The following is a 23,926-nucleotide window of genomic DNA, read 5'->3' as shown; positions in this document are numbered from 1 at the left end:
GTGTCCTCCCTGAGAATAGTTTCACGCCTTGACGGCGATCTTCTCTTCGGCCGTCGTCACCGTGCCGTCGTCGTCCGTCCAGGCAAACTTGAACGTCCCATCCTCGTCGACCCTGGCATTGAACTGGATGTACGGGTTGGCCGAGATCGCCGGTTCGAGCGCGCAGGCGAAGACCGGCTTGCCGTTGAACTCGCAGGTGAACTTGTTGATGATCTTGCGCGGGATCGTCTTGCCTTGCGCATCCTTGCGCTGCCCCGACTCCATGACATGGGAGATCAGGGTCTTGATCTGCACGATCTCGCCCTTCTTGGCTTCCTTCGGAAGCTTGATGCGCGGTTTGTCGGCCATTGTCGCTCTCCTCGTTGCTCAGCCGCCGCAGCCGCCGATGGTTACCTTGACGGACTTCCTCTCGGTGAAGCAGGAACCGTCGTTCATCTTGGCGATCGCCACCACATTCTGGGTCGCGGCGAGCCGGATGCGGATCGACGCCTCGGCTTTGCCCGACATCGGCGTGAAAGTCAGGGTCGCCACCCCGGCATTCGGGTTGCCATCGGCAAGAATCATCACCTCCTTGACATAGGCATCGGGCGTCATTGGACTGTCGACCGACACCGACAGCGGCACGGTATTGCCGTTCTCGGCGATCTCCGGGACATCGAGCGTGATCCTGCCCTTCGCGGGCTCCTTGCCGCCAGTGAACTTCTTCATCAGCTCGGCGGCGTCATTGCTCACCTGGGCGTCGGCGGCCATCGGCATCAGCGTCAGGGCGATGAAGCCGCCGCCGAGCGCAAATGCCTGCCTTCGGTTCAAGGATCGCATTTCGTGTCCTCCAGACATGTCATTTCAGCGTTTGCAGAAAGGCGACCACGTCTTCGACCTGCGCCGCCGTGAGAATGGACTTGCCGACGAATTCCGGCCGGACGCGGCTGAAGCCATCGTTCTTGTAGAAGGCCGGCATCACCGTGTCGGCGAACAGTCGTTTGGGATTGGCGACGATGAGGCGCAGCTGCGCCGCACTGTAACGGCCCGCGACACCATCGAGCGAAGGCCCGAACTCGCCGTGGAATTCTTCCGACTTGAGGCTGGCCACCTCGTGGCAGGCGAGGCAGTTGCCGAGGGTGCGGGTGAGAAACACTTTCTTGCCGGCCTCGGCATTGCCTGGCTGACCGGTCAGCGACTGCGGAATGGAATCATTGACGATCGCGAGCTTGATCGGCTCCTGCGCCTTGGCGCCGAGCCCGGACAGCGCGACGCAGAACGCCGCCGCCAGCATGAGCCGCATGTCTCCACCCTCGTCCTGGCGGGTCACTGCCCGCTCTCGTTGCGATGGATAACAATCCATCATATTCAATTATTATGATATCTAGTCGGCGGTCAAGCCGATTTTCCATCACCCGGTCGTCTTGGCGAGAAAGTCGCGAAACGAGCCGGTCTCGTAGGCCTTGTCGCGGACGAAGCGAAACATCGCCAGGAAATGCTGCGGTTTGAGATAACCGGGCGCGCGCGCTACTTCGCGCGCCGCCGGCGCCTTCGCCGCGATGCCGTCGGTCGAATCAGCAAAGAACTGGAAGGTGGGCGTGAAGCGAATGCCGTATTTCTGCGCCAGGTCCTTCTCCGAGGCGATCTGGCCGTCGAAATCGGTGACCTCGCGCGAGCCCACCAGATTGAGCTGCAGAACCTCGAAATTTGCGCGGATGTAGCTGGTGACCTGGTCGTCCGCGAAGTTCACCAGATGGGTCTCGCGGCAATAGGGGCACCCCCGCAGCTCCCACATCACTGCGAGCCGCTTGCCGGTGGCGCGCGCCGTCTCGAGGTCCTCTCTCAGATCGAGGAAGCTCTGCAGAAACCACGGCTCGTGATAGAGGCCGTCATCACCGAGCAGCGCTTCGCCGCGCGCCAGGTCGACACGCCACGGCAGCGCCGATGCGGCGAATGCCGCAAGCAGCGAGCGGCGAGAGGTGGACGACAATCGAATCAAGATCCCTCCCAGGTGGCGCGTCTTGCCGTTGTGGTCGGCGGCGTGCGGATCGGCGACGCGCTGCTTGCCCGCGCGGCCAGGAATGATATTCATATAGTCGAATATAACAAGGACTTCATATGTTGCGGCGCATCACGATCATGGCTCTGGCCGGCGCACGGCTGATGTCTGCCGCCATCGCCGAAGACAGGCCGGACTTCGCGCGAGCGGCTGACCTCGTCGCCGCCGGCGTCCGCAGCGCCGATAGCTATCTCCGCACCGGCAATGTCGCGCTGGCTCAGATCGAGATCGGCGAGGCGACAACCGCCTGGACGAAGCTTCAACGCGACTTCGGCGATATTTCCCCGCCAGGCTATGCCGTACCGGCCTTTCGCAGTTTCGTCAGCGCCGGCGGCGAGCGCCTCGCTGCAGCGACGAAGGCGATCGACGACGGCGACACCTCACGCGCGGCGAGCGAACTCCTGTCGTTCCGTCAGGCCCTCTACGGTCTGCACCATGCATCGGGGCTGTTCGATCTCGGCGACTGCGTCTTTGAACTGGCGCCAGCGATGGAAGCGCTGCGAACCGCGGCTTCGCAGTTCGCCGAAACGCAAGGGACGAGCCCGGCCGGTGTCATCGCCACGGCCGCGGTGTTCCGCGATCGCCTGCAGCGCTGCAACGGCTGGGCTTCCGATGCCATCGCCGCCCAATCGGAGTTCCGACGCCTGATCGACGGTGCCATCGCCGGCAGCGGCGAGATCGGCCGCGCCGCGCAGGCCGGCGACGGAGCGCTGGTGCATCGCTATCTGATCGAATTGCAGTCCTTCGAGCGCCTGCTCGCCTTCCGCTTCGGCTGACGCGCCCTTCAGCCGATCGAGGCGAGACCGGGAAAGTGCTCCAGCAGCCATTCCGAGACGAGCGGCATCACCCCGGTGAGGAAGACGAGACCGGTCGCCACCAGGAAGACTCCCATGGCCTTCTCGACGGACCCGAGATGGCGGCGCAGGCGTGCCAGCGCGGCCATGAACTGGCCGGTAAAGGCGGCAGCGATCAGAAAGGGAATGCCGGTGCCTGCGGAATAGGCCAGCAGCAGCAGCACGCCATGACCCACCGTGTCCTCGGCGCCGGCCATGAACAGCACCGCGGCGAGCACCGGGCCGGCGCAAGGCGTCCAGCCGAAAGCGAAGGCAAGCCCCATCACGAAGGCGCCGAGCAGGCCGGCCGGCTTGCGCGCGACATCGATGGTGGCGCTGCGATAGAGAAAGGGAATCCGCAGCACTCCGAGAAAGTGCAGCCCCATTGCCACGATGACGATGCCGGCGAATGTTCCCAGGACCGAGAGGTGGCCGGTGATGAATTTGCCGAACACCGACGCGGTCGCGCCGAGACCGACGAAGACCGCCGAAAACCCGGCCACAAAGACCAGCGCCGAGACCAGAATGCGGCCGCGACCGATCGCAGCCCCGCCATTCGAGAGGTCGGCGGCCGAGACGCCCGCCATGTAGCACAGGAATGGCGGAACCAGCGGCAGGATGCAGGGCGACAGGAAGGACAGGAGCCCGGCGAGAAATGCAGCTCCCAGGGATACGTCAAGGCTCATGGGACATCCGGCCCGCTCTCTGGAACATATCTGAATGTTGTGATAGGTTCGATCAGCCTGTCCAGAGGTTTCTGCCGGATGCGATCCACGACCACGATCCTCGCCTTCGCCGGCCTGCTCGCCATGAGCGCGGGTGAACGCCCTGCCCGCGCAGCGGAGCTCGTGATGTTCGAACGAACGGGCTGCGCCTGGTGCGCCCGTTTCGACGCCGAGATCGCGCCGATCTATCCCCGCACCGATGAGAGCCGCACCGCGCCGCTGCGCCGCGTCGATCTCGACCGCCTCCGGCCCGCCGATCTCGCCGCGATTGATCCCGGCCCCTTTACACCGACCTTCGTCGTGGTGCAGGACGGGCGTGAAATCGGACGAATCCGCGGCTATCCGGGCGAGTCCTTCTTTTTCGGCCTGCTCGACCGCATCCTGCCGGCCGCCGCGGATCGGGCAAAAGGATCGTAGCCGCTATTGAAGTTGGGAGACAGACCGGGTCATGCCGCTGCCAAAGCTGAAAGACATCGAAACCTCCGCCGAACTGGAGCAGATGATCGACAAGGCCCGCGAGGCCAGCGAGATGCTCAAGGCGCTGTCCCATGAATCGCGCCTGCTGCTGCTGTGCATCCTTGCCGAGGGCGAGAAGTCCGTCACCGAACTGGAGCAGTTTCTCGGCGAACGCCAGTCGACCGTCTCCCAGCAACTGGCGCGGCTGCGGCTCGATCGCCTGGTGACCACCCGCCGCGACGGCAAGGCCATCTATTACAGCCTCGCCAGCGAGGACGTCCGCAAGATCCTGACCGCGATCTACGACGTCTTCTGCGAGCCGGTGCGCCGTCGTCGGCGCTGATTCGCGCTCTGGATTCTGCGACGTGCCTGGCGCAGACTGTCGCCAGCAAGAACAACAACGAAGCCAACGACAACAAGAACTACAACAACACAGAGGTTCGGAGGAATGCTCGCCTCTTCGGCCATCGAGGTCGGCAGCGGCCTCGCCGCCGGGATCGTGCTTGGCGTCGCCGGACGCGCCGGGCGGTTCTGCACGCTCGCGATGCTGGAGGACGCGTTCTTCGCATCGGATTTCCGCCGCCTGAAATCCTTCGCGCTCGCCGCGGCGATCGCGCTGATCGCGACCCAGGCGCTCGATTCCCTCGGCTTTGTCGACCTGTCCCAGTCGATCTACCTGACATCGTCCATCGGCCTTGGCGGCGCAATCATCGGCGGGCTGATGTTCGGCATCGGCATGGCACTGGTCGGCACCTGCAGCTTCGGCACCCTGGTGCGGATCGGCGGCGGCGATCTGCGTGCCATCGTGGTCTATCTCGTTCTCGGCCTGTCCGCGCTTGCCGCCATGCGCGGCCTGACCGGCATGCTGCGCCTCTCGCTGGTGGACCCGCTGTCGATCGCCCTGCCCGAGGGAACATCCCAGGCGCTCGATTCACTGCTCGGAGGCGCATTCGGCCGGGCCGGCCGCGCCATCCTGGTACTAGCGATTGCCGGCGCGCTGGGATTCTGGGCGCTCACCGATGGCCAGTTGCTGCGCGCGCGCCGCTTTCTGTGGTCCGGCATCGGCGTCGGCGGCGCCGTCGCCTTCGGCTGGTTCGCCACGGGCTGGCTCGCCAATGACGAGTTCGATCCGCTGCGCGTCGCGTCGCTGACTTTCGTCGCGCCGCTCGGCAACAGCATTCTCTATGTCGTTACCTTCAGCGGCTCCCATCTCGATTTCGGCATAGGCTCGGTGGCCGGCGTGGTGCTCGGCTCCTTCGCCGCCGCGCTGTCGGCCCGTGGCTTCCGCTGGGAAGCCTGTGATGACGCTCGCGAACTCAAGCGCCACATGACGGGCGCCCTGCTGATGGGTACGGGCGGCATCCTGTCCCTCGGGTGCACCATCGGCCAGGGGCTGACGGCGTTATCGACGCTGGCGATCACGGCACCGCTCAGCATGCTCGCGATCGCCTGCGGCGCCCGGCTCGGCCTGGAATACACCATGACCGGCGAATGGAAGCCGGCCGTCCGGCGGCTGTTCGGGCTGCCCGCCTGACCCGGGACAAGCGATGGAAACTTACGAGGACCGTGCGGACGAGGAGCCGTCGCGGCTCAGCATCTGCTTGAGATAGGCGACGTTTGCCGCGGCCTCTTCCGGCGGCAGATCGGCGCGTACGATCGTCTCGGCTTCGCCGAAGCGGCCCTGCAGCCCGACCACCAGCGCGAGATTCTGGCGCACGCGCGAATCCGCGCTCGGGTTGGAATAGGCGCGGCGCAGCACCTCTTCGGCGCGCGGCAAGTCCCGCGTCAGCATGTAGGACAGGCCAAGATTGGAGAGCACGGAAGGTTCGTCCGGCACGATCTTGAGCGCGCTGGCATAGTAGCGTCGCGCCTCGGCGTGATTGCCCATCTGGTCGAGCGCGGTGCCCTGGACCGAGAGAATGCGCCAGTCCGGATTGGCGGGACTATGCGCCAGCGACAGGGTTTCGAAGCCCTGCTTGAAATCGCCGCTCTCCACCAGCACGCGGCCGTAAAGCGCCAGCAGCGGCTTGGTGCCGGGATTGGCCAGATTGGCCGCTTGGAGCACAGCAACCGCCTGGGCGGTCTGACCGTTGGCACGGAGGGCCTGGCCGTAGGCGAGCGCGGCCTCGACATTCTTCGGACTCGCTCGATAACGCTCGCCGAGCGCATCGACGCCGACGCGCCCCTGACCTGCCGGCGGCAGTTCCGCCCGTGCGGCAAGCGGACCGCCGAGCGAGCCGGTGACGTCGGTCGAGCGCGCCGTGGTCTGGCAGCCGCCCAGCGCCAGGGCGAACAGCGCAATGGCGGCAAGGGATGGACAGGCGGCGGCAACAGCAGAAAGATCACGCATCGCACTTCGGCTCGCAGCGCCGCCGGGTCGGCGGTCGATGGGCTCATCAATAGAGTGTTAACCCTAACACCCGGTTAATCGGATATAGCTGAGCGTTTCCAACGTTCGTATTCCATTGCAGCGGGCGCTGCTACGAACCTTGGAAACAAAGGGACACCAGCATCATTATGATTCTGGTGCGGTCTTGGATCTGACGCGCGTATGAAGAACTTGCTGCAATGCTGAAACGAGCGTCAGATCCACCGCACTCGCCTTCCTGCTCCGGATACCAACATGACAAGCTTTTTCGCTCCCCGCACCGAACCGGCCACGCCGATCACTTTGGCGACCAAATCCAGCTGGGAGGCAATCCGGGGCAAGCTCGCTCCGGCCGGACGCGCCTTCGCCGAGGCCAGCGGCTTTGCGGCGAAGCCGGGACAGTATCTGGCGCTGCCTGGCACTGACGGCGCCATTGCCGAAATCCTGTTCGGGCTGGAAGAGGCCGACGACGCCGGGCGCGATCCGTTCCGGCCGGGGCTGCTCGCCGGGCTGCTGCCTGCCGGCAGTTTCCGCTTTGCCAATGCACCGCACGATCCGCGCCTCGCGACGCTTGCCTTTGCTCTCGCCAGCTACCGCTTCGGCCGCTACCGCAAGGCCGAACCGAGCCTGGCGCGCCTGGTGCCGCCGGACGACGTCGACACTGAGGAGGTGACGCGCCTTGTCGAGGCTGTGGTGCTGGCGCGCGATCTCATCAACACTCCGGCCAATGACATGGGTCCGGCCGAGATCGCCGAGGCGGCCCATCAGGTGGCGGCGCGCTTCGGCGCGCAATTCACCTGCACGGTCGGTGACGACCTCAAGACCAGCAACTTTCCGCTGATCCACGCCGTTGGCCGGGCGGCATCGCGACCGCCGCGGCTGATCGATTTCAGTCACGGCGATCCGACCCATCCGAAGGTGACGCTGGTCGGCAAAGGCGTGGCATTCGATTCCGGCGGACTGGATTTGAAGCCGTCGAGCTCGATGCTGCTGATGAAGAAGGACATGGGCGGCGCCGCCAATGTGCTGGCGCTGGCGCAGCTGGTGATGGCGGCCAGGCTGAAGGTCCGGCTGCGGGTGTTGATCCCGGCGGTGGAGAACGCCGTGTCGGGCGATGCCTTCCGGCCGCTCGACATCCTGGCCTCGCGCAAGGGCATGAGCGTCGAAGTGGGCAATACCGACGCCGAGGGCCGGCTGATCCTCGCCGACGCACTGGCGCTGGCCTGCGAGGACAAACCCGATCTTGTAATCGATCTCGGCACGCTCACCGGCGCGGCGCGCACCGCGCTCGGTCCCGATCTGCCTCCGTTCTACACCGGCGACGACGCGCTCGCCGCCGAGCTGTCACGCTGCGCGGAAGCGGAAAATGATCCGCTGTGGCGACTACCGCTGTGGCCGGCCTACGACAAGTGGCTCGATTCCAAGACCGCCGACCTCAACAACGCCCCGTCCAACGGCTTTGCCGGTTCGATCACCTGCGCCCTGTTTCTGCAGCGCTTCGTCACTGACCCGAAGCGCTGGCTCCATGTCGACATCTACGGCTGGACTCCGACGGCGAAACCCGGCCGCCCCGAGGGTGGCGAGTGCCAGGCGGCGCGCGCCATCTTCCGCCTGCTGAGCCAGCGCTATGGCTGATCCGCGTCTGACCCCGGCCCGGCCCGATCTCGCTGCCAAATACCTCGAAGGCAACGTCGCGGCCGAGCGCTTCGTCGAAGGCGAGGAACTCGAGGTTTTCGATGCCGTGGTGCCACTGCGCCGCGAGCCGTCGCACGACGCGCCGCTCGACACCGAGGCGCTCAAGGGCGAGCGGGTCATGATCTATGACCGCACTATCGAGGGCTGGGCCTGGGGCCAGCTCCTCGGCGACGGTTATGTCGGCTGGATGCCCGACCTCGCGCTGGTGAAGCCGCGCACGGCCGCGAGCCATCAGGTCACCGCGCTACGGACCTTCGCGTTTCCGGGACCGTCGATCAAATTGCCGCCGGTGGAAACCCTGCCACTCGGCGCGCGCATCGAAGTGGCGCGCAGCGACGGCACCTTCGCCATCACGCCCCAGCGACATTATCTGCCGTTGTGCCATGTCGCCCCGCTTGGCACGTGCGAGGAGGATTTCGTCGCGGTGGCCGAACGCTTCGTCGGCACGCCCTATCTGTGGGGCGGCAAGACCAGCCTCGGCATCGACTGCTCGGGCCTCGTCCAGGTTTCGCTTGCGGCCGCCGGCATCGCTGCACCACGAGACAGCGACCTGCAGGAAGCGGCGCTCGGCACCGCGCTGCCACCGGAAGCCGTCAGTGAACTCCGCCGCGGCGACCTGATCTTCTGGAAGGGTCATGTCGCGATCGTTCGCGGCGACGACAGCATCGTCCATGCCAACGCCTTCCACATGGCGGCCGCGATCGAACCGCTGCGCGCGGCAATCGCGCGGATCGCCGCTGCCGGCAGCGCAGTAACCAGCCTTCGCCGTCTGTCGCCGACCTGAACGACAGAGGGGATCACACGCCCGGCGCGGCCTCGTTGTGAAATGCGGCGGCGAACAGTGCCCGGGTGTATTCGGTCTTCGGCGCCTTGAACAGACTGGCCGCGGGCCCTTCCTCCACGACCTTGCCGTGACGCATGACGATCAGGTGACTGGCGAGCGAAGCCACCACCCGCAGATCGTGCGAGATGAACATGTAGGTCAGCACGCGCTTGCGCTGCAGCTCGCGCAACAAGTCGACCATCTGCGCCTGGAACAGCATATCGAGCGCGCTGGTCGGTTCGTCGAGCACGACGAAACTCGGCTCCAGCACCGCGGCGCGGGCGATGCTGATGCGCTGGCGCTGCCCGCCGGAGAATTCGTGCGGGTAGCGGAAACGCGTCTGCGGATCGAGGCCGACATCGGTCAGCGCTCGTACCACCCGCTCATCGCGCTCGGCGCGGCTGAGCTGCGGCTGGTGAACGCTCAACCCCTCGGCGACGATATCGCCGACCGACATGCGCGGACTGAGCGAGCCGAACGGATCCTGGAAGACGATCTGCATGTTGCGGCGGAAGGGAAGCATTTCGGCAAAGCGCAGGCCCTGGATGTTCTTGCCGAGGAAGACGATCGGCCCATCCGACGAGATCAGCCGCAACAGCGCCAGCCCCAGCGTGGTCTTGCCCGAGCCGGATTCGCCGACGACACCGAGGGTTTCACCCTTGCGGACGGCGATGCTGACGCCGTCCACCGCCTTGATCTGGCCGACGGTACGCCGCAGGAAGCCGCGCTTGATCGGGAACCAGACCTTGAGGTTCTCGGCCGATACCACCACCGGCTGGTCCGGCTGAGGCGGCGCCGGATCGGGTTTCGGCTCGGCGGCGAGCAGAGCTTTGGTGTAGGGATGCTGAGGCGCACTGAACACCTGTTCGACCGCGCCGTGCTCGACGATCTTGCCGTGATTCATCACACAGACCCGATCGGCGATGCGTCGAACGATGCCGAGATCGTGGGTGATGAACAACAGGCTCATGCCGAGCCGGGCGCGAATATCGCCCAGCAGCTTGAGGATCTGGGCCTGCACAGTGACGTCGAGCGCAGTGGTCGGCTCGTCGGCGATCAAGAGGTCCGGCTCGTTGGCCAGCGCCATGGCAATCATCACCCGTTGGCGTTGCCCGCCGGAGAGCTGATGCGGATAGCTGTCGAGGCGCGTTTCCGGATCGGGAATGCCGACCTGGCTCAACAGCTCGACAGTACGCCGATGCGCCGCGGCGCCCCGTATGCCGCGATGAAGCAGCAGGATCTCGCCGATCTGTGCGCCGACCGTATGCAGGGGATTGAGCGACGTCATCGGCTCCTGGAAGACGATGCCGATGTCGCCGCCGCGCACGGCCCGCATCTCGCGTTCGCCAAGCGTCAGCAGGTCGCGCCCATTGAAGACGATGGCGCCGGACGGATGGCTGGCCGCCGGGTAAGGCAGCAGCCTGAGCACCGAGAGCGCGGTAACCGACTTGCCCGAACCGGATTCGCCGACCAGCGCGACACATTCGCCGCGGCCGACATCGAAGGAAACGCGATCCACCGCCAGCGACAGGCCATCGCCGTGGCGAAAGCCGACCGACAACTCGCGGACGCTGAGCAGCGGCTGATTGACGACATCCATGGCCTTGGCGGTCCTCATCTGAATGTCTTGCGTGGATCAAAGGCGTCGCGCACCGCCTCGCCGATGAAGATCAGGAGCGACAGCATGATGGCCACCGCGAAGAACCCGGTAAAGCCGAGCCAGGGCGCCTGGACGTTGGCCTTGCCCTGGGACAGCAATTCGCCCAGCGACGGCGAGCCGGGCGGCAGGCCGAAGCCGAGAAAATCCAGAGCCGTCAGCGTCATCACCGAGGACGACACGATGAAGGGCAGGAATGTCATGGTCGCGACCATGGCGTTGGGCAACAGATGCCGCGCCATGATCACCCAGTTGGACACGCCGAGCGCCCGTGCCGCCTGGATATATTCGAAATTGCGCCCGCGCAGGAATTCGGCGCGGACCAGTCCGACCAGCGACACCCATGAGAACAGCGACAGAATGCCGAGCAGCACGAAGAAGCCGGGCACGAGAACCGAGGAGAGGATCAGCAGCAGATAGAGCGAGGGGATCGCGGTCCAGATCTCGATGAAGCGCTGGAAGCCGAGATCGATCCAGCCGCCGAAATAGCCCTGCACCCCGCCCGCGGCGATGCCGATCACCGACGACACCAGCGTGAGTGCGAGGCCAAACAGCACCGACAGGCGGAAGCCGTAGATCAGCCTCGCCACCACGTCGCGTCCCTGATCGTCGGTGCCCAGCCAGTTGTATTCGAGGTCGCGGCAGCTCTTGAGCCCCTTGCGCTCGACCACCGGCTTGCACTCCGCCTCGGTGAGCAGCCAGGTCGGCTTGGAGGGCGCCGGCGTCGGCAGATCGAGATTATGGGTGTCGTAGGAATAACGGATCGGCGCCCAGACGATCCAGCCGCCCTTGTCGGCGATCAGCTTCCGCAGATAGGGATCGCGGTAGTCCGCCGCGGTTTCGAAATCGCCGCCGAAGGTGGTCTCCGGATAGGCCACGAAAGCCGACCAGTAGAAGTGGCCGTCATAGCGAATCAGCAGTGGGCGATCGTTGGCAATGAATTCGGCGAACAGCGACACCGCGAACAGCACCAGGAACAGCCAGAACGACCAGTAGCCGCGGCGGTTGGCCTTGAAGTTCTCCCACCGGCGCCGGTTCAGCGGCGAAGGCTCGAACGCCTTGCGGGTCGGCGGCACGGCATCGCCCAGCGGCGTGAGCGCTTTGGTTTCGATCGGCTCGGGAGCTGTGACCGTCATCAGACCTCTCGCGCCTCGAAATCGATCCGCGGATCAATCCACATATAGGCAAGGTCGGAGACAAGGTTCACGACCAGCCCCACCAGCGAGAAGATGTAGAGGGTTCCGAACACCACCGGATAATCGCGGTTGAGCACGCTCTCGAAGCCCAGAAGCCCAAGCCCGTCGAGGGAGAAGATCGTCTCGATCAGCAGCGATCCGGAGAAGAACGCGTGGATGAAGGCGCCCGGGAAGCCGGCGATCACGATCAGCATGGCGTTGCGAAAGACGTGATTATAGAGAACCTGGTTCTCGCTGCAGCCCTTGGCTCGCGCGGTCATGACATACTGCTTGCGAATCTCGTCCAGGAACGAGTTCTTGGTCAGCAGCGTCATGGTGGCGAAGGCACCAAGCGCCATGGAGATCATCGGCAGCGTCAGGTGCCAGAAATAGTCGATGATCTTCCAGTACCAGGGGAACTGCGACCAGCCATCGGAGGTGAGGCCGCGCAGCGGAAAGATGGTCAGGAAGGAGCCGCCGGCGAACAGGATGATCAGCAGAATCGCGAACAGGAATCCGGGAATGGCGAAGCCGACGATGACGACTGCGGAGGTCCAGACGTCAAATCGCGACCCATCGCTCACCGCCTTGCGGATCCCGAGCGGGATCGAGATCAGATAGGTCAGCAGGGTCATCCAGATGCCGAGCGACATCGAGACCGGCAGCTTCTCCTTGATCAGCTGCAGCACGCCGATGTCGCGGAAATAGCTTTTGCCGAAATCGAAGCGGGCGAAATTCCAAAGCATCAGCAAGAAGCGCTCGGGTGCCGGCTTGTCGAAGCCGAACTGTTTCTCGAGGCTCTTGACGAACTCCGGATCGAGGCCCTGAGCGCCGCGGTACTTGGAATTCACCGCGTCGGCCGCAGCGCCGATCTGGGTGCGACTGGCGAAATCACCGCCGCCGCCCCCCGAGATCCGCGATGTCGCGCCGGTGTCGGAGCCGGACAGCTGGGCAATCACCCGCTCCACCGGCCCGCCGGGGGCAAACTGCACCACGATGAAGGAGACGAACAGGATGCCAAGCAGCGTCGGCACCATCAGGAGCAGGCGGCGGGCGATATAGGCGCTCATGGCTCCCTCGTGATGCTGGTTCTCGATGTCGTCGCGACACGCGTCACGGCTGCCCCGCAGGTGCGGCGGCGGCCGCCTTGGTCGGGTCGCTCCACCACAGCTCCGGGGCGCCGACGCCATTGGCGTAGCGCGGCAGCTTGGCCGGGCGGCCGAACACGTCCCAATAGGCGATCGGATGGCTGGCGCGGTACCAATGCGGCACCCAGTAGCGGCCGGCGCGGAAGACGCGATCGAAGGCGCTGCAGGCGACCGTCAGCCCGCTTCGGCTGTTGGCGCCGATGATCCGGTCGATCAGCGCGTCGATCGCCGGATCGGCGATGCCGGCGAGATTGTACGAGCCCTTGGTCGCTGCGGCCTGGGACGAGAAGAACGGCCGCATGCCGTCGCCAGGGGTTGCCGACATCGAAAAACGCTGGACGGTGAGATCGAAATCGAACTCGTCGAGCCGGGCGCGGTACTGCACCGGATCGACGAGGCGGAAATTAGCCTCGATGCCGAGCGTCGCCAGATTCTTGATATACGGCATATGGTGCGGCTGGAACGTCGGCTCGTCCATCAGGAATTCCAGGCGAAACGCCTCGCCCTGCGGCGTCATGCGCTTGCCGTCCTTGATCGGAAACCCCGCTTCACTCAGCAGCTGCGAGGCGCGGCGCAGCAGCGAGCGGTCCTGGCCCGAACCGTCGGTCACCGGGGGCAGGTAAGGCTCGCCAAAAACCTCCGCCGGCAGCTGGGCACGGAACGGCTCCAGCAGCTTGAGCTCCTCCGCAGTCGGCAGGCCCTTGGCCATCATGTCCGAATTCTGGAACGGGGAAACCGTACGGGCATAGGCGCCATACATGATCGTCTTGTTGGTCCATTCGAAGTCAAAGGCGTCGATCAGGGCTTCTCGCACCCGACGATCCTTGAAGCGGTCGCGGCGGGTATTGATGAACCAGCCCTGGGCGCCCGACGGCGTCTCGTCCGGCAGGGTCTCGCGCTTGATCCGGCCGTCCTTCACGGCCGGAAAATCATAACGCGTCGCCCAGACGCGCGACGTGAATTCCTCGCGGAACAGATAGCTGCGGCCGGTGAAGCCTTCGAAGGCGACGTCGCGGTCGCGATAGAATTCGAAGCGCACGCTATCGAAATTGTACATGCCGCGAGCGACGGGCAGATCCGCCGCCCACCAGTCCTTGACCCTGTCGAACTCGATATTGCGCCCCGCCTCGAACCGCCCGACCTTGTAGGGGCCGGAGCCGAGCGGCACCTCCAGAGTCGATTCCTCGAACGGATGCTTGCTGTAATAGGCCTTCGAGAAGATCGGCAGGGTGGCGACAAAGAGCGGCACGTCGCGCGCCCGTCGCGCGGCAAAGGTAACGACGAGCGTCGCATCGTCCAGCGCTTCGGCGCGCTCCATATCGCGCATCTGCTGCTGGATGTTGGGATGGCCCTTGTCCTTGAGCACGTTGAGCGAGAAGGCGGCGTCCTGTGCGGTCAGCCGGCTGCCGTCATGGAAACGAGCTTCAGGCCGCAGCGAGAAGCGGTAGGTCAGCCGGTCCGGCGACACCGCCACCGAGCGGGCGACGAGGCCATAGACGGCGTCGGGCTCGTCGGCGGCGCGCACCATCAGCGGCGCGAAAGTCATCTCCATGCCCTGGGCACCGTCACCTTTGAGAATGAAGGCATTGAGCGAATTGAAGGTGAGAAAGGACTGATTGTAGGATCTGCTCCACGGGATGGTCGAGAACGTACCGCCCTTCGGCGCGTCGGGGGTGACGTAATCGAAGCGGGGGAAATCCGCCGGATATTTCAGGTCGCCGAACACGGAGAGGCCGTGCACCTCGCCCTCCGCCGCGACCGCCCGGCGCGTTGCGGCAAGCGCCGCGGTGCCGGCGCCGAGGACCAGGACCTCGCGTCGGGACGGCAGGCTGCGCCGCGTCGCGCTCAAGAGCGTTTGCCCACGCGCGCCGCCTTGTCCGCGTCGTACCACCATACGGTGGGGAAGGCGGCAGCTCCGTATTTCGGCAATTGCGCCGGCCGGCTGAAGCGGTCCCAGCGCGCGGTGCGCTGCTTGTTGTAGGTCCATTGCGGCACGACATAGTTGTGCCACAGGAGGACGCGATCGAGCGCCCTGGTCGCGGCCTCGAGCTCCTCGCGGTTCTTGGCGAAGATCACCCGGTCGATCAGGGCATCGACCGCCTCGTTCTTGATGCCGATCAGATTGTCCGACCCGGGCTGATCGGCAGCCTGCGAACCCCAACGAGCGCGCTGCTCGTTGCCCGGCGATAGCGATTCGCCCCAACTCTTGATGATCACATCGAAATCCCACTGGCGGGTGCGGTTCTCGTATTGCGCATCGTCGACGATGCGCACCGTGACCTCGACGCCGAGCCGTTCGAGCGATGGTTTATAGAACAGGGCGATGCGCTCGAAAGTCGGATCGGACACCAGGAATTCGACCTTGAGAACCTCGCCGGTCGCGGCATTGGTCAGGCGGCGATCGCGCACCTCGTAACCCGCCTCCTTCGCCAATCGCATGGCCTCGCGCAGATTGCTGCGGACGGCTTCCGGATTACCGTTGACCGGATTGGTGTAGGGCGTGGTGAAGACCTCCGCCGGCACCTTGGCCCGGACCGTTTCGAGAATGGCGAGCTCGGCGCCCTGCGGCAGGCCGGAACAGGCGAGTTCGGTGCCGTCGAAATAGCTGTTGATCCGCTTGTACTGACCGTAGAACAGCTGCTTGTTCATCTCCTCGAAATCGAAAGCGAGATTGAAGGCGCGGCGCAGCCTGGCATCCTTGAACTTGTCGCGGCGCACATTGAAGGCAAAGGCCTGCATGACGCCGCGGCTGCGGATCTCGAACTCCTCGAGCAGCACGCGCTTGTCCTTGACGGCCGGAAAGTCATAGGCGGTCGCCCAGAATTTCGCGCTGTTCTCCGTCCGGAAGTCGATCTGATCGCCCTTGAAGGCTTCGAGGCCGACGGTCAGGTCGCGGAAATATTCGAAGCCCTGCTCGGCAAAATTGTCGCGGCCGACATTCACATTGAGCTTCGCCCCCCAATAGTCGGGGACGCGCTCATAGACGACGCTCCTGCCCGGCACGAAGTCCTTGATCCGGTAGGCGCCGCAGCCCAGCGGCTTTTCGAGCGTGGTCTGGCCGATGTCGCGCTTGCGTCCGGATGCGTCGGTGCCTTCCCACCAGTGTTTGGGCAGGATCATCATCTCGCCGACGATCTGCGGCAGTTCACGGTTGCCGGGGCCGTCAAAGGTGAATGTCACCTCGCGCTCGCCGGTCTTTTCGACTTTGACGACATGGCGATAATATGCGGAGAGTTGCGGACTGTTGTTGCGGAACGCCGCAAAGGAGAAGACCACATCGTCGACTGAAACCGGCGTGCCGTCGTGCCATTTCGCCTCGGCGCGCAGCCGGTAGGTCGCGGACGAGAAGTCTTCCGGATATCGCACGGTCTCGGCCAGAAGCCCGTATGCCGTCGCCACTTCGTCAAGCGCCGGCACCATCAAGCTGTCGTAGATCAGCTCGATGCCGGCAGCGACGACGCCCTTCACGCCGGATATCGTCACATTGAAATTGTCGAAGGTGCCGATGGCGATCTGCCGGACCGTGCCACCTTTCGGGGCGTCCGGATTGACATAGTCGAAGTGCTTGAACCCGGCCGGATACTTGATGTCATTGAACAGTGACAATGCGTGGCGCCATTCGCCAGTGCCGGCCCCGGCCGGCGCGGCTTGCACGGAGGCCCGATCGATCAGGCCGGGCGGGATCAGTTGGAGAAACGGAGCGGCGGCGACAAAAGCTCCGCTCGAAAGCAGGCGGCGGCGGGAAATTGTCAAAAAACCAAATCCTGTGTTTGCCGGCGCGCGGCGGGGTGAGCCCCCAAGTCCAAGGTCCGCAGCGATTATGTCGGTTTTTGGATGGGATTCCACCCCTCAAGCGCTCTGGGCACGCGGCCAAGGGCCACGCCGACACCACCGACAGGCCCGCGCAAAAACAAAACGGCCAGGCAAGCCTGGCCGTTCCGTCGAGATGTGCGGTGCGGACCGACCGCGCGGTTACTTGGCGGCGGTCGGCAGCGGCGCCGGTTTGTCGGCCAGGCTGCGCAGATAAGCGATCACGTCGGCGCGCTCGCTGTCCTTGGGCAGACCGGCGAAGCCCATGGCCGTCCCGGCGATGTAGCCCTTGGGATTGGTAAGGAACTTGTTGAGTTCGTCGTAGGTCCACTTGCCGCTCTTGGCCTTCATGGCTGCCGAATAGTTGAAGCCGGCCTCCGAGGCGCGATCGCGGTCGACAATGCCCCACAGATTCGGGCCGACCCGGTTCGGACCGCCCTTCTCGAAGGTGTGGCAGGCCGCGCACTTCTTGGCGGCTGTGGCGCCCTTTTCCGCCGAGGCGGTCTGCAGCAGCTTCTCGATCGGTTCGGCCGCGGCCGGCGCGCCACCCTTGGCGGCTTCGCCCTCGCTGCTCTTCACGGCGATCTCGTAACCCGGCTTTTCAGGCGCCTTGGGCGCGAAGATGGCCCCGGCGGTGAAGTTGGTCACCAGCAAGACCAGGCAGGTGCCCAGGATTGCGCCCATGATTTTGTTCAGTTCGAAGGAATCCATGTCGGATCTGGCCCCACGCCGGGAAAGGGATGGCAAGCGCGCGTCGGACGGCGCGAGCGGGAAGACTGAAGACCAAAAAATGGCCCAAAAATCAAGTTGTAGCCGCCGCCTCGCGCCGATACGCGGCGGCGGCTCCCGAGATAAAGATTTGCCTCAGCCCTGGCAACCCGTATAACCGCCGGCGACATTGAAAAGGCCGGGCTTTTTCCCCTCGATTTCACCCGGAGCCGGATCGCACGGGCCCACCCCGCGCCGGCTTCGTCCCCTGCGGGGATCGCCCTCCGCCGATTTCGACCCCGCAGATCAACCAACTGCGGACACCGACCTGCCGTCCAACTTGGCCTCGTGAGAATGGCGCAACGTAACGCTCTGGTCCTGATCCCCGCCCGCATGGCGGCAAGCCGGTTGCCCGGCAAGCCGCTGAAGGAGATCGCCGACCTGCCGATGATCGTCCATGTCTGGCGGCGCGCCGCCGAGGCCGAGATCGGCCGCACCGTGGTCGCGACCGATTCGCCGGAAATCGCCGAGGCGGTTCGGGCCCATGGCGGCGAAGCCGTGATGACCCGTGCCGACCACCCTTCGGGCTCCGATCGCATCCATGAAGCGCTGCAGACCCTCGATCCGGACCGGATGGTGGAGATCGTGGTCAATGTCCAGGGCGACCTGCCGACCATCGCGCCGAAAGACATCCGCGCCGCGCTTGATCCGCTCGACGATCCGGAGGTTGATATCGCAACGCTGGCCGCGGAAATCCGCATCGCCGAGGAGCACATCAACCCCAATGTGGTGAAGGTCGTCGGCTCGCCGCGCGGGCCGACCCTGCTGCGCGCCCTCTATTTCACCCGGGCCACCGCTCCGCACGGCGAAGGCCCGCGTTATCATCACATCGGCCTCTACGCCTACCGCCGCACCGCGCTGGAGCGCTTCGTCGCCATGCCGCCATCCGTGCTGGAGCAGCGCGAGCGACTCGAACAGCTCCGCGCCCTCGAAGCCGGCATGCGCATCGACGTGGCGCTGGTTGACAGCGTGCCGCTGGGCGTCGATACGCCCCATGATCTGGACATTGCCCGGCGCGTGCTCGCCGGGCGGATGCCCGGCACGGATTCGCAGCGAGAGACATGATGAAGATCGCATTCCAGGGCGAGGGGGGGGCCAACTCCCACCTCGCGATCGCCGAAGCCTATCCCGACGCCGAAGCGGTACCCTGCGCCACCTTCGAGGACGCGCTGTCGGCGATCTCCTCGGGTGAGGCCGATCTCGGCATGATCCCGATCGAGAATTCGGTCGCCGGCCGGGTCGCCGACATCCACCACTTGTTGCCGCATTCCGGGCTGTTCATCATCGGCGAATGGTTCCTGCCGATCCACCATCAGCTCATGGCGCCGCGCGGCAGCACCCTGGCGGACATCAAGAGCGTGGAGAGCCACGTTCATGCCCTCGGCCAGTGCCGCAAGATCATCCGCAAGCTCGGCATCCGCCCCATCGTCGCCGGCGACACCGCCGGCTCGGCGCGGATCGTCGCCGAGCGCGGCGACAAGAGCTGCGCCGCAATCGCCTCGCGCCTCGCCGCCGAGATCTACGGCCTCGACATCCTCGCCGAGAATATCGAGGACGAGACCCACAACACCACGCGTTTCGTGGTGCTGTCGCGCGAGGAGAAATGGGCGCCGGTCGGCTCGGGTCCGCTGGTGACGAGTTTCATCTTCCGGGTGCGCAACCTGCCCGCGGCGCTCTACAAGGCGCTCGGCGGCTTCGCGACCAACGGCGTCAACATGACCAAGCTCGAGAGCTACATGGTCGACGGCAATTTCTTCGCGACCCAGTTCTATGCCGACGTCGACGGCCATCCGGACGAGCGCAGCCTCGCCAATGCGCTCGAAGAGCTGCGCTTCTTCTCGCGTGAACTGCGCATCGTCGGCGTCTATCCGGCGCACCCCTTCCGCGCCACCTTCGCCGAGCAATAGGCGAAGCACCCGGCGGCACGCATCGACAATTCGCCTCACACCGACACGGCGTAGATCTCGTATTCGTCGCGCACCAGTTCAATGTGATCGCGCATCGCCGCCGCGGCGCCGTTGCGGTCGCCGCGCATGATGGCGACCACCACGCGATCGTGCTCGGCCTGGGACTTGGCGAGGCGGCCGAGATTGCGGAACTGGGCGCGACGGAACGGCTGGACCCGCACCCGCGTCGCCAATGTCATCTCCGCCACGTAGGTGTTGCGCGACCCGACATAGATGGCGTTGTGAAACTGCTCATTGACCTGGAGATAGCGCGGGGCATCGCCGGCGTGGCTTAGCAGGCGAAGCTGTTCGTGCAGCGCCTCGAGCCCGCGCCGTTCCGCCGGCGGCATTCGCTCCGCGGCGAATCCGGCGCAGAGCGCTTCGAGTTCGGCCATCGCCTCGAACATGCTGTTGAGCCGCTCGGCATCGGGGCGCGCCACCACCGCGCCGCGATGCGGCTGCGCTTCGACGAGACCCGAAGCCACAAGCTGGCGCAGGGCTTCGCGAACCGGGGTGCGGGACACATTGAAGCGACGGGCGAGATCGCTCTCATCGAGCGGCGCACCGGGCGCCAGCGCACCGCGGACGATGTCATCGGCAAGCTGCAGACGCAATTCCTCGGCCAGCGTGACCTTGCCGGTCTCGCGGCCATTCGGCCGCACCGCGGCTGTCCGTTCCGGCGCTGCATCGTTGACGCTCATGCCGCATCAGTCCTTCGGCTGGTCGATTACGCTGACATGGGCGGCCACGATCGACCAGCCATCCGGAAAACGCACCCAGGTCTGCATCTGGCGCCCGATCCTGCCGGGCGCGGAAGCACGATGGAACAACGTCGAGGCGACGGCCATATCGCGACCATAAGTCGTAACGACCGTCTTGCTCAACTCTCTTGAAAGGCCGGCCGGCGAGCGGCCGGCGCGGAACGCCTTGATGGCGGCGTAGCCGTAGAGATTCTCGCCGCCACCGTAGCGCAACGTGCGAGGGTCGTCACGAAACAGGGCGTCGAGGGTCGCGACGTCGTTGGACACCAGCGCCGCCTCGTAGCGGTCGAAGGCGGCGGTGACTTCGGCGACGACGTCGGGCAGATCGATCTCCATGGCAGCACTCGTATCCTTGTCGTCGGTCAGAATTGGAGAGGGCGCGGCGCCGCCACAGCGCCTGCAGCCTCCAGCGTCTGGGCCACCCGCAAGGCAATGTCCTCGCGCCACGGGGCAGTGATGATCTGTACGCCGATCGGCATCGGCGACAGCGGCACCGGCACGACCACCACCGGCAGGCCGATGAATGAGATCGGCTGGGTGTGAATGCCGATATTGGCGCGCACCGGCAATTCGACGCCCTCGAGCTTGAACGTGACCTGGCCGAGCTCCGGAGCGGTGCAAGGCGTCGCCGGCGCGATCAGGACGTCGACGTCCTTGAACAGCTCTAGCACCCGGGCGCGATACCAGCGCCGGAACTTCTGCGCGCGATCGAGATAGACGGCGGGAAGCATGGCCCCGGCGAGCAGGCGATCACGTACCGCCGGATCGAAATCGTCCGGACGCCGGCGCAGGCGCTCGAGGTGCAGCGAGGCACCCTCGATCGTCGTGATGACGTAGGCGGCGGCGCGGGCGCGAGCCGCTTCGGGAATGTCGATCTCGCGGCTAACGCCGAGCGCGGTGCAGACACGGGACACCGCTTCCTCCGCCTCGGCGAACAGGGCGGTGCAGAAATGACCGCCGGCGCGGGCAATCCGCAGATCGCCAAGACCGCGGGTCAACTTGCCGCCGACCGGCTGGACCGCATGGACTGCGCAGCCCGGGTCGCCCTCGTCCGGCCCCTGCATCGCATCATAGGCGAGGGCGAGATCGCGGGTGGAACGGGCCAGAGGGCCGAGATGATCGAGGCTGAAGACGAAGGGAAACGAGCGCGCCCGCGACAGCCGGCCATAGGTCGGCTTGAGGCCGAAAATGCCGCAGAACGACGAGGGCACCCGGATCGAGCCATTGGTGTCGGAGCCGAGCGCCAGCGGCACAAGCCCGCCCGCCACGGCAGCACCCGAACCGCCCGACGAGCCGCCGGTCATGCGGGTGAGGTCATGGGGATTGCGCGAGGGCCCGTCGTGGATGTTTTCGCCGGTGAAGTCATAGGCATATTCGCCCATATTGAGCGCGCCGACCAGGATCGCGCCGGCCGCTTCCAGCCGCTCGATCAGGGTCGCGTCGCGCGGCGCCGGCGGCAGGTCGCGGCCGATCTTCGATCCCGCCCGCGTCGGAAGACCGGCGACGTCGAACAGGTTCTTGACCGCGAAGGGCACGCCGGCCAGCGGGCCCAGTTTCTCGCCGCGCGCAAAGGCCGCATCGACAGCCTTGGCGCGCGCCCGTGCCCGCTCCGCCACCACATCGGTAAAGGCGTTCAGCGCACCGTTGTGATCATCAATCTTCTGCAGGGCGCCGTCGACCACCGCGCGCGCGGTGACCTTGCCGGTGCCGACCGCGGATGCAATCTCCGCCGCTCCACTCCAGGACGTATCCATTGTTGTCACGCCTTGAAGATGCTGGCCGGCTCGGTCTCGTCGGGCAGCACGAAATCATCGACAAACCGAGCGAATCTGAGCGAGACGGCAAGATTGGCGCGCACCGCCGGGCGCCAGGCCTCGGCGATGTGAAAGCCCAACGCAGCCGCCGCCTGGTCGATCGCCTGATCGAGCGCCTCGGGAGACTCGGCCGCGCTGGTCGTGGGGTTATTCATGGAAATCGTCCTTGGCCATTCATTGCAGCCTCCGCGGGCCGCGCCTTCAGTGAACCGGCAGCGGCGGGTGCGGAATCGCCGCCAGAAGCTCGCGGGTGTAGTCGTGCCGTGGCGCGTCGAGCACGGTCTCGGCAGCACCCTGCTCGATGATTCGGCCCGCCTGCATAACGATGACACGATCGCACAACAGCCGCACCACATTGAGATCGTGGGACACGAAAAGATAGCTCATCCCGAGAGCGCGCTTGAGATCGTTCAGGAGGTTGAGCACGAGTGCCTGCACCGACACGTCGAGCGCCGCGGTCGGCTCGTCGAGCACGAGGAGGTCGGGATGAAGGGCGATGGCGCGGGCGATCCCCACCCTCGCCTTCTGGCCGCCCGAAAGCTGGTGCGGAAATCGATCGAGCAGCGTCGTCGGCAAGCCGACCTGCCGTGCCAGCTCCTCGCAGCGTGCGCGCAGCGCTTCGCCGCTCATCGGCCCGCCCATCTGCAGGATCGGATCGGCGATCGCCCGGGCTGCGGTGAAACGCGGATTGAGGCTGTCGGTCGGGTCCTGGAACACCATCTGGATTCGCTTGCGCAACGGCGAGCGGGCGAAGGCCTTGGGCAACATGCTGCCGATCTCGTGCCCGTCGAAAGAAATCCTCCCCGAGGTCTGGTCGAGCAGCCGCATCAGCATCATCGAGGTCGTCGACTTGCCGCAGCCGGATTCGCCGACCAGACCGACGCATTCGCCGCGTCCCACGGTGAAACTGATGCCGTCGACGGCGCGAAAGGTCTCCGGCTCGATCGCCGGCCACGGCCCGAACAGCCTCCCCAGCGAGCGACCGGCGCCGCGGCGCGGATAGTCCTTGACCAGCTTCTCGATCACCAGCAGCGGCGTCGGCGCGGTCGTCGGTGGGGCGATGTCGCCGGCGCTCGAATCCGGCTCGTCCTCGGGCAGCAGATCGCGCAGCGACGCCCCTGTTCGCGGCGTCGAGCGCATCAGCTTGCGGGTATAGGGATGGGCCGGGTTGGCGAAGATTTCCGCGGCCCGGGCGGTTTCGACCACCCTGCCCTTCTCCATCACCACGACGCGATCGCAATAGGCCGCCGCAAGGCCGAGATCGTGGGTGATCAGGATGGTCGACATGCCGCGCTGCCGCGTCAGTTCGACGACGAGATCCATCACCGCCTTCTGGGTAGTGACGTCGAGACCGGTCGTCGGCTCGTCGGCGATCAGGAGCTGGGGATTGCAGGCAAGCGCCAGGGCGATGACGACGCGCTGGCACATGCCGCCGGAGAGTTCGAACGGATAGGCATGGTAGCGCTCGCGAGGCCGCGCGATCCGCACCTGTTCGAGCGCGGCGATGGCCTTCTCGACACGTTCGGCCGAGGAGGCCTGGGCGTGCTGGCGCAGCACGTCCGCGATCTGTTCGCCGACCTTGCGGATCGGGTTGAGCGCCGCGCGCGGATTCTGGAAGATCATCGAGATCTCGCGGCCGCGCAGGTCGCGCATCTGGGTCTCGCTGGCCTGGCGCAGATCGACCCCGGAGAACGTCACCGAACCGTCGGCGATGCGGCCGGCACGATCGAGAATCCGCATCACCGCGTAGGAGGTGACCGATTTACCCGATCCACTCTCGCCGACGATGGCAAGGGTCTCGCCCCTGGCCACGGAAATATCGACAGCCTCGACGGCGCGCACGGTACCGCGACGGGTGGCGAATTCAACGGTGAGATCATGGACCTCGAGCAACGGCTGCGGCGCCATC

General features: G+C 65.6%; 25 protein-coding genes. 8 read left to right on the top strand and 17 right to left on the bottom strand.

Going from position 1 to position 23,926, the window contains the following annotated elements:
- Positions 1–21 precede the first annotated feature (21 nt).
- The 4 genes from soxZ to DB459_RS11345 all read right to left on the bottom strand — a co-directional run bounded on the left by soxZ (position 22) and on the right by DB459_RS11345 (position 2,071).
- Complete coding sequence (soxZ, locus tag DB459_RS11360) at positions 22–348, bottom strand: thiosulfate oxidation carrier complex protein SoxZ (RefSeq protein ID WP_253712948.1); 327 nt, start codon at positions 346–348, stop codon at positions 22–24.
- Between the two features lie 18 nt (positions 349–366).
- Positions 367–819, bottom strand: coding sequence for a thiosulfate oxidation carrier protein SoxY (soxY, locus tag DB459_RS11355; protein WP_253712946.1), 453 nt, complete (start codon positions 817–819; stop codon positions 367–369).
- A 19-nt stretch (positions 820–838) separates the two neighbouring features.
- A complete protein-coding gene (soxX, locus tag DB459_RS11350; RefSeq protein WP_371926978.1) occupies positions 839–1,282 on the bottom strand; it encodes a sulfur oxidation c-type cytochrome SoxX in 444 nt (147 codons plus the stop codon).
- Positions 1,283–1,390: 108 nt separating this feature from the next.
- Complete coding sequence (locus DB459_RS11345; protein WP_253712945.1) at positions 1,391–2,071, bottom strand: thioredoxin family protein; 681 nt, start codon at positions 2,069–2,071, stop codon at positions 1,391–1,393.
- A 26-nt stretch (positions 2,072–2,097) separates the two neighbouring features.
- On the opposite strand from DB459_RS11345, the gene DB459_RS11340 reads away from it, so the two are divergent.
- Positions 2,098–2,814 (top strand): hypothetical protein, encoded by a 717-nt coding sequence (locus DB459_RS11340; RefSeq protein WP_253712944.1) that lies wholly within the window; start codon positions 2,098–2,100, stop codon positions 2,812–2,814.
- 8 nt (positions 2,815–2,822) lie between these two features.
- On the opposite strand, the gene DB459_RS11335 is transcribed toward DB459_RS11340, so the two are convergent.
- Positions 2,823–3,557 (bottom strand): cytochrome c biogenesis CcdA family protein, encoded by a 735-nt coding sequence (locus tag DB459_RS11335; protein WP_253712943.1) that lies wholly within the window; start codon positions 3,555–3,557, stop codon positions 2,823–2,825.
- 78 nt (positions 3,558–3,635) lie between these two features.
- Between DB459_RS11335 and DB459_RS11330 the strand changes: the two genes are divergently transcribed.
- The 3 genes from DB459_RS11330 to DB459_RS11320 all read left to right on the top strand — a co-directional run bounded on the left by DB459_RS11330 (position 3,636) and on the right by DB459_RS11320 (position 5,586).
- Positions 3,636–4,013, top strand: coding sequence for a thioredoxin (locus tag DB459_RS11330; RefSeq protein ID WP_253712942.1), 378 nt, complete (start codon positions 3,636–3,638; stop codon positions 4,011–4,013).
- 31 nt (positions 4,014–4,044) lie between these two features.
- Positions 4,045–4,395 (top strand): helix-turn-helix transcriptional regulator, encoded by a 351-nt coding sequence (locus tag DB459_RS11325; protein ID WP_253712941.1) that lies wholly within the window; start codon positions 4,045–4,047, stop codon positions 4,393–4,395.
- Positions 4,396–4,500: 105 nt separating this feature from the next.
- On the top strand, positions 4,501–5,586 hold the full coding sequence (locus DB459_RS11320) for a YeeE/YedE family protein (RefSeq protein ID WP_253712940.1): 1,086 nt from the start codon (positions 4,501–4,503) through the stop codon (positions 5,584–5,586).
- Between the two features lie 21 nt (positions 5,587–5,607).
- On the opposite strand, the gene DB459_RS11315 is transcribed toward DB459_RS11320, so the two are convergent.
- The gene (locus tag DB459_RS11315; protein WP_253712938.1) at positions 5,608–6,402 is read right to left on the bottom strand and encodes a tetratricopeptide repeat protein; all 795 of its coding nucleotides are present in this window, start codon (positions 6,400–6,402) and stop codon (positions 5,608–5,610) included.
- A 273-nt stretch (positions 6,403–6,675) separates the two neighbouring features.
- Between DB459_RS11315 and DB459_RS11310 the strand changes: the two genes are divergently transcribed.
- Both DB459_RS11310 and DB459_RS11305 read left to right on the top strand, forming a co-directional pair.
- Entirely contained in the window at positions 6,676–8,055 is a 1,380-nt protein-coding gene (locus DB459_RS11310; RefSeq protein ID WP_253712937.1) for a M17 family metallopeptidase, read from the top strand.
- A complete protein-coding gene (locus DB459_RS11305; protein ID WP_253712935.1) occupies positions 8,048–8,899 on the top strand; it encodes a C40 family peptidase in 852 nt (283 codons plus the stop codon). The genes DB459_RS11310 and DB459_RS11305 overlap by 8 nt, the downstream gene beginning before the upstream one ends.
- 13 nt (positions 8,900–8,912) lie before the next feature.
- On the opposite strand, the gene DB459_RS11300 is transcribed toward DB459_RS11305, so the two are convergent.
- From DB459_RS11300 to DB459_RS11275, 6 genes are all read right to left on the bottom strand, one after another.
- A complete protein-coding gene (locus DB459_RS11300) occupies positions 8,913–10,538 on the bottom strand; it encodes an ABC transporter ATP-binding protein (RefSeq protein WP_253713522.1) in 1,626 nt (541 codons plus the stop codon).
- Positions 10,539–10,552: 14 nt separating this feature from the next.
- A complete protein-coding gene (locus tag DB459_RS11295) occupies positions 10,553–11,731 on the bottom strand; it encodes an ABC transporter permease (RefSeq protein WP_253712934.1) in 1,179 nt (392 codons plus the stop codon).
- Positions 11,731–12,840 (bottom strand): microcin C ABC transporter permease YejB, encoded by a 1,110-nt coding sequence (locus DB459_RS11290; protein ID WP_253712932.1) that lies wholly within the window; start codon positions 12,838–12,840, stop codon positions 11,731–11,733. The genes DB459_RS11295 and DB459_RS11290 overlap by 1 nt, the downstream gene beginning before the upstream one ends.
- Positions 12,841–12,883: 43 nt before the next feature.
- Positions 12,884–14,812 (bottom strand): extracellular solute-binding protein, encoded by a 1,929-nt coding sequence (locus DB459_RS11285; RefSeq protein ID WP_371926924.1) that lies wholly within the window; start codon positions 14,810–14,812, stop codon positions 12,884–12,886.
- Entirely contained in the window at positions 14,764–16,671 is a 1,908-nt protein-coding gene (locus DB459_RS11280) for an extracellular solute-binding protein (protein ID WP_253712929.1), read from the bottom strand. Before DB459_RS11280 ends, DB459_RS11285 begins: the two co-directional genes overlap by 49 nt.
- 219 nt (positions 16,672–16,890) lie before the next feature.
- Positions 16,891–17,439, bottom strand: coding sequence for a cytochrome c family protein (locus tag DB459_RS11275; protein WP_253712928.1), 549 nt, complete (start codon positions 17,437–17,439; stop codon positions 16,891–16,893).
- A gap of 351 nt (positions 17,440–17,790) precedes the next feature.
- Between DB459_RS11275 and DB459_RS11270 the strand changes: the two genes are divergently transcribed.
- Complete coding sequence (locus DB459_RS11270) at positions 17,791–18,561, top strand: 3-deoxy-manno-octulosonate cytidylyltransferase (protein WP_253712926.1); 771 nt, start codon at positions 17,791–17,793, stop codon at positions 18,559–18,561.
- Positions 18,558–19,403, top strand: coding sequence for a prephenate dehydratase (locus DB459_RS11265; protein ID WP_253712925.1), 846 nt, complete (start codon positions 18,558–18,560; stop codon positions 19,401–19,403). Before DB459_RS11270 ends, DB459_RS11265 begins: the two co-directional genes overlap by 4 nt.
- A gap of 35 nt (positions 19,404–19,438) precedes the next feature.
- Here DB459_RS11265 and DB459_RS11260 read toward each other — a convergent pair whose 3' ends face one another.
- Genes DB459_RS11260 through DB459_RS11240 form a run of 5 tightly spaced genes read right to left on the bottom strand, consistent with a single transcriptional unit; the run spans position 19,439 to position 23,925 of the window.
- Positions 19,439–20,143, bottom strand: a complete 705-nt coding sequence (locus DB459_RS11260) for a GntR family transcriptional regulator (protein WP_253712924.1) — start codon at positions 20,141–20,143, stop codon at positions 19,439–19,441.
- 6 nt (positions 20,144–20,149) lie between these two features.
- On the bottom strand, positions 20,150–20,539 hold the full coding sequence (gene hpxZ, locus DB459_RS11255; protein ID WP_253712923.1) for an oxalurate catabolism protein HpxZ: 390 nt from the start codon (positions 20,537–20,539) through the stop codon (positions 20,150–20,152).
- A 26-nt stretch (positions 20,540–20,565) separates the two neighbouring features.
- Positions 20,566–21,957 (bottom strand): AtzE family amidohydrolase, encoded by a 1,392-nt coding sequence (locus DB459_RS11250; protein WP_253712922.1) that lies wholly within the window; start codon positions 21,955–21,957, stop codon positions 20,566–20,568.
- Positions 21,958–21,962: 5 nt separating this feature from the next.
- Positions 21,963–22,172, bottom strand: coding sequence for a DUF4089 domain-containing protein (locus DB459_RS11245; protein WP_253712921.1), 210 nt, complete (start codon positions 22,170–22,172; stop codon positions 21,963–21,965).
- A gap of 46 nt (positions 22,173–22,218) precedes the next feature.
- Positions 22,219–23,925, bottom strand: a complete 1,707-nt coding sequence (locus DB459_RS11240) for an ABC transporter ATP-binding protein (protein ID WP_253712920.1) — start codon at positions 23,923–23,925, stop codon at positions 22,219–22,221.
- Between the last annotated feature and the right edge of the window lies 1 nt (position 23,926).

It is taken from the genome of Bradyrhizobium sp. WD16, assembly GCF_024181725.1.
GTDB lineage: Bacteria > Pseudomonadota > Alphaproteobacteria > Rhizobiales > Xanthobacteraceae > Bradyrhizobium_A.
Note: the sequence above shows the minus strand (reverse complement) of the source record. Positions and strands in the feature narration are given on the sequence as shown.